Here is a 15,290-nt window from a genome sequence, read left to right as displayed (position 1 = left end):
GGTGCGCGTGGACCGAGAGGGTCAGTGCTCGCGCGAATCCCAGGCGCCGGTCACCAGGTAGTCGACCTTGTTCGCCACGGAGACCCCGTGATCGCCGTAGCGCTCGAAGAAGCGGCTGACCAGGGAGGAGTCCACGCTGGTCGCCGCGCTCTGTTGCCAGTCCTCGGCGGCGACGATGGTGAACACCGAGGCATGCAGATCGTTGAGCTGCTCGTTGAGCGCATGGATCTCCGCCACCAGGTGCAGTTCGCGGGTCTCCAGCAGCGTGATCAGCCGGGAGGAGATCTCCGTGGAGAGCTTCGCCATCTTGTCGAAGACGGGGTGCAGCGCATCCGGGGCGACCCGGTCCGGGTAGCGCATGCGCGCCAGCTGAGCGATGTGCCGCGCAAGATCGCCCATCCGCTCAAGCGAGGTGCTCATGCGCAGGGCGCCGACGATCATCCGCAGGTCAGAGGCCACGGGCCCCTGCAGCGCCAGCAGCTCGATGGCCTTCTCGTCGAGCTCCACCTGGAGCCGGTCGATCTGCGCGTCGTCGGCGATGACTTCCTCTGCCAGCTGCAGATCGGTGGTGTCGAAGGCGGTGTACGCCTTCTCCATTGCCGCATGGACCAGGGTGGTGATCTGAATCAGCTGCTCACCAAGGTTGATGAGGTCCGCCTGAAAGAGCTTTCGCACGTGTTTGCATTCCTTTCGCGCCGTGGAGTATCCCGACATTGAATCCTCGCTGGGACAGATGACGCGACCAAAGTGAACAGTCGACGCGAAGGTGAACGCTGGTTGAACCCTGAGGGCCGGTTCCGGCAAATGGCGGGATGCGCGGTGGGGCGGGCCTAAGCTGTAGGGCGTGGATCCCCTGCTCATCGCCGCACTCGCCGGCGTCGTCGGCCTGGCCCTCGGCGTGGTCGGCATGTACGCCTTCCGCGTCAGCGAGAAACAGCGTGCCTCGGGCATCGACGTGGATGAACCCTCCATGCCCGCCGGCGCCACCGAGGTGCTCGCCTCGCTGGGTCTGGCTTATATCGTGGTGGACACGGTCGACGGCGTGGTGCGCGCGAACCCGGCCGCCTATGCCTTCGGCCTGGTCCGTGGGCACACGGTGGTCCACCAGCAGCTGCTGAAGCTGACCGCTCGCGTCCGCGGCGACGGCGTGATCATCGATCAGGAGCATGAGCTGGCGCGCGGGCTGCAGGGGGAGACCTCGCTGGTGGTGCACCTGCGGGTGGCTCCGCTGGGTGATGAATACATCCTGGTCCTCGCCGATGACCGCACCGAGTTCTCCCGCATCGAGGCCGTGCGCAATGACTTCGTCGCCAACGTCTCCCATGAGCTGAAGACCCCGGTCGGAGCGATCTCGCTGCTGGCCGAGACGATCGAGGACGCGGCCGACGACGACGTCGCCGTCCGCCGATTCACGCAACGCCTGCACAAGGAGTCCCGGCGGCTGGCCGCGCTGGTCCAGGACATCATCGAGCTCTCCCGCGTGCAGGGAAAGAACGTGGTCCACGCCGGACGCCCGGTGGATCTCGAAGATGTCATCGCCGACGCCGCGGACCGCTCCCGGCTGCCCGCCGAATCCAAGAACATCGAGCTCAAGATCGGGGGCGCGCTGCCGCACCGCGTGCACGGGGACGCCGATCAGCTGGCCATGGCCTTCAGAAACCTGATCGACAACGCCGTGCGCTACTCCCCGGAGTCCACCCGGGTCGGCATCGGGCTCTCCAGCCGCGACGGGATCGCTCAGGTGACCGTCACCGATCAGGGGATCGGCATCGCCAAGGAGGACCAGGAGCGGATCTTCGAGCGCTTCTACCGGGTCGACGCCGCCCGCTCCCGCCAGACCGGTGGCACCGGCCTGGGCCTGAGCATCGTCAAACATGTCGTCACCAACCACGGCGGCGAAGTCGCCCTGTGGTCCCAGCAGGGAAAGGGCTCCACCTTCACCGTGCGCCTGCCCGAGCTGGACGAGAGCCTCGACACCCTCGAAGGCCTGGGCCGCGGCCTGGGCCAGCTGGGTGACGCTGCCGAAGAACCCCTTGAAGATCCAGCTGAGAAATCAGGCGGACACCCCGCAGCAACCCGTCCTGCATCGCGTCACAGTGCAGAGAATCCGGCTCCCACCCGGGCCGGCGAAGGAGGAAACGCGTGACCAGAATTCTGCTCGTCGAAGATGAGCCCTCGTTCTCCGAGGCGCTGTCCTACACCCTCGAGAAGGAGGGCTACGACGTCGTCGTCGCGGAGGACGGGATCGACGCCGTCGACATCTTCGAACGTGAGGGCGCAGACCTCGTGCTGCTGGACCTCATGCTTCCCGGCCAGTCCGGGACCGAGGTGTGCCGGCAGATCCGGCTGAAGTCCAATGTTCCGGTCATCATGCTCACCGCCAAGGACTCCGAGATCGACAAGGTGGTGGGCCTGGAGCTCGGCGCCGACGACTACGTCACCAAGCCCTACTCCTCGCGGGAGCTGCTCGCCCGGGTCCGCGCCGTGCTGCGCCGACGGGTGGAGACGGAGGTCGATGACGGTTCCATGGTCACCGCCGGGCCGGTCAGCATGGACATCGAGCGCCACACCGTGGAGGTCCAGGGTGTGTCGCTGAGCCTGCCCCTGAAGGAGTTCGAGCTCCTCGAGATGCTGCTGCGCAATGCCGGTCGGGTGCTCACCCGCGGCCAGCTCATCGACCGGGTCTGGGGATCCGACTACGTCGGTGACACCAAGACCCTCGACGTGCACGTCAAACGCCTCCGCGCGAAGATCGAGCCCGACCCTTCCCGGCCTGAGTTCCTCATCACCGTGCGCGGGCTGGGTTATAAGTTTGAGTCCTGATCGGGGTCGGTAGACTGGTCCAGGCCCCTTCAGCGTCGACCCCCTTCAGAGGAGCGTGCATGAGCACTGTCAGTGATTCCGCCGCGCAGAACACCACCGCACCTGCTCAAGGCAGCACCTCCGAGGACCGACAGCCCATCCGGCGCGCGCTGATCTCCGTCTATGACAAGACCGGCCTCGAGGACCTCGCCGCGGGCCTGAACGCCGCAGGCGTCGAGATCGTCTCCACCGGTTCCACTGCCAAGCGCATCGCCGCGTCCGGGGTCCCGGTCACCGAGGTCTCCGAGGTCACCGGCTTCGCCGAATGCCTGGACGGCCGGGTCAAGACCCTGCACCCGCGGGTCCACGCCGGGATTCTGGCCGACCGTCGCCGCGAGGACCACCGCGCCCAGCTCGAGGAGCTCGAGATCGAGCCCTTCGACCTCGTGGTGGTCAATCTCTACCCGTTCGCCGCGACCGTCGCCTCGGGTGCTACCGAGGACCAGGTCGTGGAGCAGATCGACATCGGCGGCCCGTCGATGGTCCGCGCGGCCGCCAAGAACCACGCCTCGGTGGCGATCGTCGTGGATCCGCTGCGCTATCACGACGTCGTCGCCGCAGCCTCGACCGGCGGCTTCAGCCTCACCGCGCGACGCCGGCTGGCGGCTTTGGCCTTCGCGCACACCGCGGCCTATGACACCGCCGTGGCGCGCTGGACCTCCCAGCAGTTCGACGACGACTTCGACCCCAGCTCGGTGCCCGCCTCTCCGCTGGCCAGCGACGAGAAGAAGCCGAGCTTCCCGCCCTACGCCGGTCTCGCGCTGCAGCGCCTGGACACCCTGCGCTACGGCGAGAACTCCCACCAGCCGGCGGCGCTCTACGCCGACTCGAGCGCCCGGCCCGGTCTGGCACAGGCGGAGACGCTGCACGGCAAGGCGATGAGCTACAACAACTATGTCGACGCCGACGCCGCCGTGCGCACCGCCTTCGATTTCTCCGAGCCGGCCGTGGCGATCATCAAGCACGCCAACCCCTGCGGCGCGGCGGTCGGGGAGACCGTGGCTCAGGCCCACCTCGCCGCCCACGCCTGCGACCCGCTCTCCGCCTTCGGCGGGGTCATCGCGGCCAACCGCACGGTCACCGCAGAGATGGCCAGCAACGTGGCGGAGATCTTCACCGAGGTCGTCGTGGCCCCGGCCTTCGAGGATGAGGCGCTGAAGATCCTGACCCGCAAGAAGAACATCCGGGTGCTGCGCCTGCCGGCGGGGCACAGCCGTGACCGGATCGAGTACAAGCAGATCTCCGGAGGCATGCTGCTGCAGGCCTCCGATGCCGTGGACGCCGAAGGCGACGCCCCCTCCTCCTGGAAGCTGGTCTCCGGGGAGGCCGCCGATGAGAAGACGCTGGCCGATCTGCAGTTCGCCTGGCGGGCCATCCGCTCGGTCAAGTCCAACGCCATTCTGCTGGCCAGGGACCAGGCCACCGTGGGCATCGGTATGGGACAGGTCAACCGGCTGGACTCCTGCCGGCTCGCCGTCCAGCGCGCCAATACGCTGGCGGGCGACGGCGTGGACCGGGCACGCGGCGCCGTCGCGGCCTCCGATGCGTTCTTCCCCTTCGCCGACGGCCTGCAGAGCCTGATCACCGCGGGTGTGCGGGCAGTCGTGCAGCCCGGAGGCTCGCAGCGCGACGAGGAAGTCATCTCCGCGGCCCGCGAGGCGGGACTGACGATGTACCTCACCGGGACCCGGCACTTCTTCCACTGAGCGACTCCCGGAAGATCCACCCCCATAGGCCAGTCCGGCACCCTTGAAAGGGGTGAGACCAGTGAACGAAAAGCTTGAAGATCTGGAAGACCTGATCCGCGAGGAACGCCTCACCGAGCTTCGGCGTGCGCTGGATGACTTCAACGTCGGTGACACGGTGGACTTCCTGGAGCGTCTCGGCGTCAAGGACCGCGCGGTGACCTTCCGGCTGCTGCCCAAGGGCGTCGCCGTGGAAGCCTTCGACATGCTCGATCAGTCGCTGCAGCACGAGATCATCGAGGGCCTCAAGGACCAGGACGTCGCGCTGTTCTTCGAGTCCCTGGACCCCGATGATCGGGTCCGGCTCATGGATGAGATGCCGGCTTCGATCGCGCGCAGGATGATGCGCCACCTGGATCCGCGCGAGCGGAGCCTGACCAACATCGTGCTCGGCTACCCCTCGGGGACGATCGGGCGGCAGATGAGCCCGGAGTTCGTCGCGATCCCCGAGCACTGGACGGTCGCCCAGGCCATGGAGAAGGTCAGCCGAGCTGGCGAGGATGCCGAGACGCTCTACACCCTTCCTGTGGTCGACCCCGCCCGGCTGCTCCGCGGCGTCGTCTCTCTGCGCGACCTGGTCACCACCGAGGGCGAGACCCTCGTGGTGGACCTGATGAAGGAGGCCGACTCGGTGGACGTGGATCACGACGCCGAGGACGCGGCCCGCATGTGCGCCGATCGCAAGCACCTGGCGGTCCCGGTCACCGACTCCGAGCACCGGGTGGTCGGGATCTTCACCGTGGATGACGCGCTTGACATCCTGGAGCGCGCCGAGTCCGAGGACGCGGCCCGCCACGGCGGCGCCGAGCCGCTGCACCGGCCCTACCTCTCCACCCCGGTGCTGACCATCATGCGTTCCCGTGTGGTCTGGCTGCTGGTGCTGGCGCTGGGCGCGGCGCTGACCGTGCAGGTGCTCGATGTCTTCGAGGGCACCATCGAATCAATGGTGGTGCTGAGCCTGTTCGTGCCGCTGCTCATCGGCACCGGTGGCAACTCGGGCAACCAGGCGGCCACCACGGTGACCCGCGCCCTCGCACTGGGCGACGTCGGCACCCGGGACGTCTTCAAGGTGCTCTGGCGCGAGGTGCGGGTCGGGATCACCCTCGGCGCCACCCTGGGCGTGCTGGGCTTCCTGGTCGCCGGACTGTTCTACGGCTGGGACATCGGCACGGTGATCGGCCTGACGCTGCTGTCCATCTGTACGCTCGCGGCCTCCGTCGGCGGACTGATGCCGCTGCTGGGCAAGAAGCTCGGCGCCGACCCTGCAGTCTTCGCCAACCCGTTCATCTCCACCTTCGTGGATGCCACCGGACTGATCGTGTACTTCATGATCGCCCGCGTCGTGCTCGGGATCTAGCGCGCCCAGCACGTCCACCGCCTCGGGCGGCTCAGCCCCTGAGCGGAGAATGCATCTGAGGTAGATTTGTGAGCAACGAGACAACACTGAACCGAACCTGAGGGAGATCCATGCCTGCGGCAAAGATCATCTATACAAATACCGACGAAGCACCGATGCTGGCCACCTTCTCCTTGAAGCCGATCGTCGAGGGCTTCGCAGCACCGGCCGGCGTCGAAGTCGAGACCCGCGACATCTCGCTGGCGGGCCGGATCATCTCGCAGTTCCCGGAGTACCTCCGTGAGGAGCAGCGCGAGAGCGACGCCCTCGCCGAGCTCGGCGATCTGGCCAAGACGCCCGAGGCGAACATCGTGAAGCTGCCCAACATCTCCGCCTCGGTGCCGCAGCTCAAGGCCGCCGTGGCCGAGCTGCAGTCTGCCGGATACGCGCTTCCTGACTACCCCGAGGCCCCCTCCACCGATGAGGAGCGGGAGGTCCGCGCCCGCTACGACAAGGTCAAGGGCTCCGCCGTGAACCCGGTGCTGCGCGAGGGCAACTCCGACCGCCGTGCCCCGGCCTCGGTGAAGAACTACGTGCGCTCCAACCCGCATCACATGGGCGACTGGAGCTCAGACTCCAAGACGAACGTGGCGACCATGGGTTCGGGCGACTTCGCCGACAACGAGCAGACCGTGGTCCTCGACGCCGAGGACACGCTGAGCATCAAGCATGTCGCCGCCGACGGCACCGTCACCGTGCTCAGAGACTCCCTGCCGGTCAAGGCCGGAGAGGTGGTCGACGCGACGGTCATGCGTGCCGCGGCACTGGATGAGTTCCTCGCCGCCCAGGTGGCCCGGGCCAAGGAGGAGGACGTCCTCTTCTCCGCCCACCTGAAGGCCACCATGATGAAGGTCTCCGACCCGATCATCTTCGGTCACATCGTCCGCGCATTCTTCCCAGGCCTCTTCTCCAAGCACGGCAAGACCCTCGACGACGCCGGACTCTCTGCCAATGACGGGCTGGCCTCGATCCTCTCCGGCGCGGAGAAGCTCGGCGATGCCGGCGACGCCATCAAGGCTGAGATCACGCAGGGCCTGGCCGAGGGGCCGCGCATGTCCATGGTGGATGACGCCAAGGGCATCACTAACCTGCATGTGCCTTCTGATGTGATCGTCGATGCCTCCATGCCCGCGATGATCCGCAACGGCGGACAGCTCTGGGGCCCCACCGGAGACACCGATGACACGCTCGCGGTCATCCCGGACTCCTCCTACGCCGGGGTCTACCAGGCAGTGATCGAGGACTGCCGGGCCAACGGGGCCTTCGACCCGACGACGATGGGCACCGTCCCCAACATCGGGCTCATGGCGCAGAAGGCTGAGGAGTACGGCTCCCACGACAAGACCTTCGAGATCGAGGCCGCAGGCACCGTCCAGGTCACCAACGCTGCCGGCGACGTGCTCCTCGAGCACGAGGTCGCCGCGGGAGACATCTGGCGCGCCTGCCAGACCAAGGACGCCCCGATCCAGGACTGGGTGAAGCTTGCCGTCACCCGCGCCCGCGAGTTCGGCACCCCGGCGGTCTTCTGGCTCGACGAGAAGCGCGCCCACGATCGCACCATGATCGAGAAGGTCAACGCCGCACTCGCCGAGCTGGACACAGAGGGCCTGGAGATCAAGATCCTCGACCCGGTGGCCGCCACCAAATACACCGTGGAACGGCTGCGTCGCGGGGAGGACACCATCTCGGTCACCGGCAACGTGCTGCGCGACTACCTCACCGACCTCTTCCCGATCCTCGAGCTGGGCACCTCCGCGAAGATGCTCTCCATCGTGCCGCTGATGGCAGGCGGCGGGCTCTTCGAGACCGGCGCCGGCGGGTCCGCCCCGAAGCACGTGCACCAGCTGACCGAGCAGAACTTCCTGCGCTGGGACTCACTGGGTGAGTTCTTCGCGCTGGTGCCCTCGCTCGAGATGTACGCCGAGCAGGCCGATGCGCCCAAGGCGAAGGTGCTCGCCTCCGCGCTGGACCGCGCCACCGCGACCTTCCTGATGGAAGACCGCTCCCCGGGACGCAAGCCCGGAAGCATCGACAACCGCGGCTCGCACTTCTACCTGGCGATGTACTGGGCACAGGAGCTCGCGAAGCAGACCGAGGACACCGAGCTCGCGCAGCGCTTCTCCTCCGTGGCCGAGGCACTGACCGACGGGGAGGAGCAGATCCTCGATGAGCTCAAGGGCGCCCAGGGCGACCCGGTCGATCTGGGCGGCTACTACCGCCCCGACGAGGCGAAGGCCTTCGCGGCGATGCGCCCCTCGGCGACGCTGAACAGCATCATCGACGGGCTCAAGAGCTGATATGACGCGGATCCACATCATGGGCGAGGGCGACCCGCAGCTCATCGCAGGTCTCCAGGAACAGGGCGCAGTCCTGGTCGGCGAGGAGGAGCAGCCCGAGGCGCTGATCCTCGCCGGGATGTTCAAGACGTTGAACCTGGCGCAGGTCCTCGAGGCCAACCCGCAGGTGAAGTGGGTCCAGCTGCCCAGCGCCGGAATCGAGCTCTACGCGGAGGTCCTCGGAAAGTTCCCGGACCTGACCTGGACCTCCGCGAAGGGCTCGTACGCCAAGCCGGTGGGGGAACACGCGTTCGCGCTGACTCTGGCGGCGCTGCGCGGGCTCAAGGCCCGGGCCCTGGCCACCAGCTGGGGCACCGAGGGCGGCATCTCGCTGAACGGGCTGCGCTGCGTCGTCGTTGGTGGCGGGGGAGTGGCCGCCGAGATCGTGCGGCTGTACAAGGCTCTCGACACCCATGTGACCGTGGTGCGGCGCACCCCGGATCCGGTGGTGCACGCGGACACCACCGTCGCCTTCGAGGGTCTCGATGACGCGCTGGAGGGCGCCGACGTGGTGGCGCTGGCCGCTGCCGCGACCCCGGAGACCCGACACCTGCTCAACGCCGAACGGCTCACGCTGCTCGCGGAAGGTGCCGTCGTGGTCAACGTCGGCCGGGGAAGCCTGCTGGACCAGTCAGCACTGGCCGCGGCGCTGAAGCAGGGCACCTTGCGCGGAGCAGGGCTGGATGTCACCGAACCGGAGCCGCTTCCGGACTCCGACCCGCTGTGGGGTCTGGAGAACTGCCTGATCACCCCGCACACCGCGGACACCACCGAGATGGTCGTGCCGCTGCTGCGGGAACGGGTCCTGGCCAATCACCGCCGGTTCAGCGCGGGCGAGCCGATGCTGGGCCTGGTGGACCCCGCTCAGGGATACTGAGAACCCCGGCCCGGCCCCCGCTGGGCTCGCGCAACAGCGAAGGAGTCATGGACATGGCACACGTTCTCACCGTGCGAGGCCACACCCCCGAGATTGCCGAAGGCGTCTTCCTCGCCCCCACCGCGGCCATCACCGGGGAAGTCAGCATGGGGGTCGACTCCTCGGCCTTCTATGGCGTCTCGGTCCGTGGGGACTCCGCGGCGATCACCGTGGGGGAGCGCACCAACCTGCAGGACAACGCGGTGCTGCACGCGGACCCCGGGCATCCCTGCACGATCGGTGCCGGCGTCTCGGTGGGACACTCGGCCGTGGTCCATGGATGCAGCGTGGGTGCCGGCTCGCTCATCGGCATGAGCGCCACCATCATGAACGGCGCCGTGATCGGCGAGCAGAGCCTGATCGCGGCCGGGGCCGTCGTGCTGGAGGGTACGAAGATTCCGCCGCGTTCCCTCGTCGCCGGAGTCCCGGCCAAGGTCCGCCGCGAACTCACCGCTGAGGAGATCGAGTCCCTGCGCGAGAACGCCGAGGTCTACCTCGGACACAAGGATGCCCACCTCTCAGCGCAGCCGTCAGCACGGACGAGCGGCTAGTCTGAAGAGCCACCCGGGCGCAGAGCCCGCATCCAGACTCGACGTTTACCCTCGCGAGCGTCCCCTAGGAGGCCGCATGAAGCGCAAGACCATGGCAGGCAGTGCTCTGGCCGCCGTCGTCGTGCTCGCTGGCTGTGGCAACCCCTTCGAAGCCGAGGAGCAGGAACCGGCCGTCCCGAGCTTCAGCCAGATCCAGGACCGCATGTGGGACGCGATGCTGACCGCAGAGACCGTCAGCATCGACGGCGAGGTGGAGGCCTCGGAGGCCGATGTGGACGAGATCTTCGAGGAGATCGACGAGGACGCCACCGGGGACCTGACCATCACCGGCTCCGTGGACGGAAGCGCCTCCGAGATGACCTTCAACGCCGGCGAAGTCAGCTTCACCCAACGAGCGATCGACGGCGCCGAGTACTTCCGCGGGGAGGACTTCGCCATGCTGCTGATGAGCGAGCTCGACGGAGACTTCGCGGACCTTGTCGAGGCAGAGTTCATCGACTCCGTGGTGGCCGATCAGTGGGTCCAGTTCAGCACCGACGACGGCGGCGCGGTCTTCTCCGCAGAGGACTTCATCACCACCTGGCAGCGCGAGCTCGAGGATGACGGAGTCGGCGCCCTGCCTGGGACGGAAGAGACCCGCGACGGAGTTCCCGTCTACGTCTACGCCACTGAGGACGGATCCACCGAGTTCGTCGTGGCCGCCGACGGCGCGCCCTACCTGCTTGAGATGCGCGACGACGAGTCCCATTACCGCTTCAGCGAGTGGAACGAGGCGCAGCGGCCGGAACAGCCCGAGAACGTCATCACCGTGGAGGAGATCTTTGTGGCCATAGCGCAGGACAACGGCTGGTCCACCGAGGATCTCGACGAGGACCTCAACCAGGACGATACTGACGCTGAGGACAGTGGCGACTCCGGCAACGGCAGTGACACTGACGAGAACGCTGAGACTGACGACGGTACTGACGCTGAAGGCGGTACTGACGACGACGCGCAGCAGAACTCCGACGCGGAGGCCGAGGGTTCCTGAGCAGACCGGTGAAGGGAAGACCATGAGCATTTCTGCTGGACGAGGACCCACCCTGCGAGCCCGGCTGTTTGCAGGCACCTCGGCACTCGGACTCGCTGCCCTCGTGCTCGCGGGCTGCGGCCAGGCCGAGGACGAAGCTCCTGCGCAGACCGTCGACCCCTCCGAACCGGTGAGCCAGGAAGATCCGGCCGAAGCGCCGACAGGCAACGCCACGGATGGGGAAGCACCTGCCTTGGAGGACATCGAGGAGGACATCTGGGATGCATCCATGGCGCAGACAAGCGTCAGTGCGAGCGTCTCGGGGCCGCTGGAGCAGGGCCAGCAGCTTTTCGGCTACAGCCCTGAGACTTTTGAGGGTGACGAAGATGCTGGGACCAGCGAAGATGCTGGGACCGGCGAAGACGAGCTCTTCGAGCTGAGCGTCGTCGGCCAGATTGAGGGAGATTCCGCCACGGAGCTGAACTACGCCCCCGACTACCGGGTGCTCCAGGTCGGTGACACGACCTATCAGACCGTGGCTGGCTTCATCTTTGACTACGAGGCGCAGATCCCCGCCGAGGTCGAACCCGAGGTCGGTGGCGCGGAACTGGAGTCGGCGCTTCTGGCAGAGGGCGAATGGGTCGATGTGAGCATCGGTGAGCTGGAGGTGCCGCGGACCCCAGGAGAGCTCCTGGAGACGCTCAGAAACCACCTGGATGAGACTCTCGACGGGAACTCTCTTGCCGACTCAGGGCTCGAACCTGCTGTCGAGACCGAGGGTGAGCAGGACCTCTGGGTCTACTCCAACGACCAGATCGAGCTCACTGTCCTCGCCAATGCGGAATCGCCGCTGCTGATGGGGCTCACCGTGCAGGGAGAGGCGCCGCTGGAGGTGGACTTTGATCAATGGAACGAGGCCGAGATTCCCGTCCCACCCGAAGAGGGCACTGTCATCACCGACCAGCTGCTTCAGGAGATCCTCAGCGGGTTCGTCGCGAGCGCGGACCAGGGCTGAACCAACAACACCTCGGTTCAGCATCTATTCAGGCTCGAGACCTTGCTCCAACACGCGCTGAACGGGCCGTACGAACTCACACAGAATCCGGCTCAGGGGCGCCAACTCGCTTCACTCAGCACCGCCCGACCAGGCACACTGAAGTCAGGTCATCGCCGCAGACCGCAGATGTGTTGCGGTGCGGGGGATGACACATCGCGGAAAGACCGCGCAGCATCACCGATGCGAACCACGGAGGTAAACATCATGGCTACCACCGAGACCAGCAAGCTTCGCACGATCGCCGGCGTGATCGGCGTCGGTTCGCTCGCCCTCTTCGGCGCCACCGCCTGCGACGACTCGGGCACTGAGACCGAGGATCCCGTCGAGAACGGCGAGATGGAAGACGAGGGCGGGGACATGACCGAGGAGTCCCCCATGGAGGAAGAGCCCATGGACGAAGAGTCCATGACGGAGGAGTCGCCCATGGATGAAGAGTCGATGGATGAAGACTCCATGGACGAGGAATCGATGGATGAGGAAGAAGACATGTGATCACGGTCTTCAGTGATCTGATCCCCTGCGGTGGGCCTCGGTCCCCGTGGGGGATCTTTTCTGTGACTGAGTGGGAGGCGGCGTGCCGCTCAGCTGTGCTCGGCGCCAGCCGCGGTGAGCTCTTCCGCGCCCTCGGAGCAGCTCTTGCAGACGCCGCGGAAGACGACGTCGGCGACCTGGATCTGCATCCCGAGGCTTGCGGGGGCCTGCAGGCAGGGCGCCTCGCCGTGCACGCACTCCACGTCCTCGATCCGTCCGCAGAGCGTACAGATCGCGTGATGGTGATTGTCATGGGTGCGGGTCTCGTAGCAGGCAGGGGATCCCGGGGGATCGAACCGGCGCAGCAGCTCCCGTGCGGTGAGGTCATGCAGCACGGTGTAGACGGACTGCACGGTGATCTCTGGCAGGTGCGCGCGAACCGCGGCGTGGATCGCCTCAGCAGGGCGGTGCGGGTCCGCAGCCACGGCTTCCAAGACGGCAAGCCGCTGGCGGGTGACGCGGAGTCCGCGCTCGCGCAGTCGAGCCGACCAGTCGGGGGAAGTCATGGCCTCCAGTCTGCCGCACATATGAGTCATTCACAATAAAATGGGGCAGGTGTCACGTGCCGTGCGCCAGGGGGCCGCTAGACTGGCTCACGCCGCCCCGTTTTCATCCGCAAGGAGAGCCTTCGTCCATGAGCACACCGGATATCAACAATGCCCCCCTGTCCGAGGTTGATCCCGAGATCGCCCAAGCGATCTCCGATGAGCTCGGCCGTCAGCGCGACACCCTCGAGATGATCGCGAGCGAGAACTTCGTGCCCCGCGCCGTGCTTGAGGCGCAGGGGTCGGTGCTGACGAACAAATATGCGGAAGGGTATCCGGGTCGGCGTTACTACGGCGGCTGCGAGTTCGTCGACATCGCCGAGAACCTCGCCATCGACCGTGCCAAGGCCCTCTTCGGAGCCGAGCACGCCAACGTCCAGCCACACGCCGGCGCGCAGGCCAACGTGGCCGTCATGACGGCGTTCCTGAAGCCCGGCGACAAGCTCATGGGTCTCTCACTGGCGCACGGCGGCCACCTCACCCACGGCATGAAGCTGAACTTCTCCGGCAAGTTCTACGAGATCGCCGCCTATGAGGTCGACGCCGAGACCGGTGTCATCGACATGGACAAGGTCCGCGAGCAGGCCATCGCCGAGCAGCCTGACATGATCGTCGCCGGCTGGTCCGCCTATCCTCGTCAGCTGGACTTCGCCCGCTTCCGCGAGATCGCCGATGAGGTCGGCGCGATCCTCTGGGTGGACATGGCGCACTTCGCCGGTCTCGTGGCCGCAGGCCTGCACCCCAACCCGGTGCCCTACGCCGACGTCGTCACCACCACCGTGCACAAGACCCTGGCAGGGCCCCGCTCGGGAATCATCCTGACCAAGGAGGAGCACAAGAAGAAGATCAACTCCGCGGTCTTCCCCGGTCAGCAGGGTGGCCCGCTGATGCACGCCATCGCGGCCAAGGCCATCGCCTTCAAGATCGCCGGCAGCGAAGAGTTCGCCGAGCGGCAGAAGCGCACCATCGAGGGTGCCCAGATCCTGGCGAAGCGGCTCGTGGCGCCGGATGTGACCGAGCACGGCGTCTCGGTGCTCACCGGCGGCACCGACGTCCACCTGGTGCTCGTGGACCTGCGCAACTCCGAGCTGGACGGCAAGCAGGCCGAGGACCGGCTCCACGAGGTCGGCATCACGGTCAACCGCAACGCCGTGCCCAATGATCCCCGTCCGCCGATGACCACCTCCGGGCTGCGCATCGGCACTCCGGCGCTGGCCACCCGCGGCTTCGGTGAGACCGAGTTCCGCGAGGTCGCCGACATCATCGCCGAGTCGCTCAAGCCCGACGCGGACCTGCACGGCCTGAAGTCCCGCGTGGCAGCCCTGACCAAGGGCTTCCCGCTCTACGAAGGCCTCGAGGAGTGGTGAACCCAGCTATGACGGAGAATTCGAACGCCCACCAGCACGACGACGCCGGCTCGGCGCCCACGGCCTCGACCCAGACCGCCCAGGTCCTCGACGGCCGCGCCACGGCCAAGGCGCTGAAGGCCGATCTCGCGGAACGCGTCTCCGCGCTGAAGGCCCGCGGGGTGACCCCGGGTCTCGGAACCGTGCTCGTCGGAGCCGACCCCGGAAGCCAGTCCTACGTGGCCGGCAAGCACCGCGACTGCGCGGAGGTGGGGATCAACTCCATTGAGGTGCAGCTGGGGGAGGAGACCACCCAGGAGGAGCTGCTAGCCGAGATCGAGAAGCTGAACAACGATCCCGCCTGTACCGGCTACATCGTCCAGCTCCCGCTGCCCAAGCACCTGGACACCCAGAAGGTGCTCGAAGCGATCTCCCCTGAGAAGGACGCCGACGGTCTGCACCCGATGAACCTCGGGCGACTCGTCGCCAACGTCAATGAGCCGATCAGCTCGCCGCTTCCCTGCACGCCGAAGGGCTGTGTCGACCTGCTGGACCACTACGGGTTGGACCTCAAGGGCAAGCACGTGGTCGTCGTCGGGCGCGGTGTCACGATCGGTCGGCCTATCGGGTTGCTGCTCACCCGCCGCGACGTCAATGCCACCGTGACCCTGTGCCACACCGGCACCCAGGATCTCGCCGCGCATCTGGCCCAGGCCGACGTCGTCGTCGCTGCTGCGGGGGTCAAGCACATGATCGACCCGGCTCAGCTGAAGGCCGGTGTCATCGCCCTGGACGTGGGCGTGACCCGTGAGGTCAATCCCGAGACCGGCAAGGCAAAGATCTACGGTGACATCGCACCGGGGATCGACTCCGTTGCTTCCTGGTACTCGCCGAATCCCGGCGGAGTCGGGCCGATGACCCGCGCGGAGCTGCTCGCCAATGTGGTCCTCGCCGCGGAGCAGCAGGCCCAGGAATAGCCACCGCGTCCGGGATGTT

The 15,290-nt window shown here is 67.0% G+C and carries 14 protein-coding genes; 12 read left to right on the top strand and 2 right to left on the bottom strand.

What is annotated here, in order from left to right; translation table 11 throughout:
* Nucleotides 1-21: 21 nt before the first annotated feature.
* Nucleotides 22-675, bottom strand: a complete 654-nt coding sequence (gene phoU / locus IY716_RS11405; protein WP_218221819.1) for a phosphate signaling complex protein PhoU — start codon at nt 673-675, stop codon at nt 22-24.
* Between the two features lie 178 nt (nt 676-853).
* Between phoU and IY716_RS11400 the strand changes: the two genes are divergently transcribed.
* The 10 genes from IY716_RS11400 (at nt 854) to IY716_RS11355 (ending at nt 12,364) form a co-directional block, all read left to right on the top strand.
* The gene (locus IY716_RS11400) at nt 854-2,146 is read left to right on the top strand and encodes a cell wall metabolism sensor histidine kinase WalK (protein WP_218222203.1); all 1,293 of its coding nucleotides are present in this window, start codon (nt 854-856) and stop codon (nt 2,144-2,146) included.
* Nucleotides 2,143-2,823, top strand: coding sequence for a response regulator transcription factor (locus IY716_RS11395; RefSeq protein ID WP_218221818.1), 681 nt, complete (start codon nt 2,143-2,145; stop codon nt 2,821-2,823). Before IY716_RS11400 ends, IY716_RS11395 begins: the two co-directional genes overlap by 4 nt.
* Before the next feature lie 59 nt (nt 2,824-2,882).
* Nucleotides 2,883-4,568 (top strand): bifunctional phosphoribosylaminoimidazolecarboxamide formyltransferase/IMP cyclohydrolase, encoded by a 1,686-nt coding sequence (gene purH / locus IY716_RS11390; RefSeq protein ID WP_218221817.1) that lies wholly within the window; start codon nt 2,883-2,885, stop codon nt 4,566-4,568.
* 61 nt (nt 4,569-4,629) lie between these two features.
* A complete protein-coding gene (gene mgtE, locus IY716_RS11385; RefSeq protein WP_218221816.1) occupies nt 4,630-5,964 on the top strand; it encodes a magnesium transporter in 1,335 nt (444 codons plus the stop codon).
* A 110-nt stretch (nt 5,965-6,074) separates the two neighbouring features.
* A complete protein-coding gene (locus tag IY716_RS11380; RefSeq protein ID WP_218221815.1) occupies nt 6,075-8,300 on the top strand; it encodes an NADP-dependent isocitrate dehydrogenase in 2,226 nt (741 codons plus the stop codon).
* A 1-nt stretch (nt 8,301) separates the two neighbouring features.
* Entirely contained in the window at nt 8,302-9,216 is a 915-nt protein-coding gene (locus IY716_RS11375; protein WP_218221814.1) for an NAD(P)-dependent oxidoreductase, read from the top strand.
* Nucleotides 9,217-9,269: 53 nt separating this feature from the next.
* Nucleotides 9,270-9,806 carry a gamma carbonic anhydrase family protein gene (locus tag IY716_RS11370; protein ID WP_218221813.1) on the top strand — a complete coding sequence of 179 codons (537 nt, stop codon included), beginning with the start codon at nt 9,270-9,272 and terminating at the stop codon, nt 9,804-9,806.
* A 76-nt stretch (nt 9,807-9,882) separates the two neighbouring features.
* Nucleotides 9,883-10,836, top strand: coding sequence for an MSCRAMM family adhesin SdrC (locus tag IY716_RS11365; RefSeq protein ID WP_218221812.1), 954 nt, complete (start codon nt 9,883-9,885; stop codon nt 10,834-10,836).
* A 22-nt stretch (nt 10,837-10,858) separates the two neighbouring features.
* Complete coding sequence (locus IY716_RS11360; protein ID WP_218221811.1) at nt 10,859-11,830, top strand: hypothetical protein; 972 nt, start codon at nt 10,859-10,861, stop codon at nt 11,828-11,830.
* A gap of 246 nt (nt 11,831-12,076) precedes the next feature.
* Nucleotides 12,077-12,364, top strand: coding sequence for a hypothetical protein (locus IY716_RS11355; RefSeq protein ID WP_218221810.1), 288 nt, complete (start codon nt 12,077-12,079; stop codon nt 12,362-12,364).
* 89 nt (nt 12,365-12,453) lie between these two features.
* Here IY716_RS11355 and IY716_RS11350 read toward each other — a convergent pair whose 3' ends face one another.
* Nucleotides 12,454-12,909 carry a Fur family transcriptional regulator gene (locus IY716_RS11350; protein WP_255316749.1) on the bottom strand — a complete coding sequence of 152 codons (456 nt, stop codon included), beginning with the start codon at nt 12,907-12,909 and terminating at the stop codon, nt 12,454-12,456.
* Between the two features lie 128 nt (nt 12,910-13,037).
* On the opposite strand from IY716_RS11350, the gene glyA reads away from it, so the two are divergent.
* Both glyA and IY716_RS11340 read left to right on the top strand, forming a co-directional pair.
* On the top strand, nt 13,038-14,315 hold the full coding sequence (glyA, locus tag IY716_RS11345; protein WP_218221808.1) for a serine hydroxymethyltransferase: 1,278 nt from the start codon (nt 13,038-13,040) through the stop codon (nt 14,313-14,315).
* A gap of 8 nt (nt 14,316-14,323) precedes the next feature.
* Entirely contained in the window at nt 14,324-15,271 is a 948-nt protein-coding gene (locus tag IY716_RS11340) for a bifunctional methylenetetrahydrofolate dehydrogenase/methenyltetrahydrofolate cyclohydrolase (RefSeq protein ID WP_218221807.1), read from the top strand.
* Nucleotides 15,272-15,290 lie beyond the last annotated feature (19 nt).

The organism is Nesterenkonia sp. Act20 (assembly GCF_019173455.1).
GTDB lineage: Bacteria > Actinomycetota > Actinomycetes > Actinomycetales > Micrococcaceae > Nesterenkonia.
Note: the sequence above shows the minus strand (reverse complement) of the source record. Positions and strands in the feature narration are given on the sequence as shown.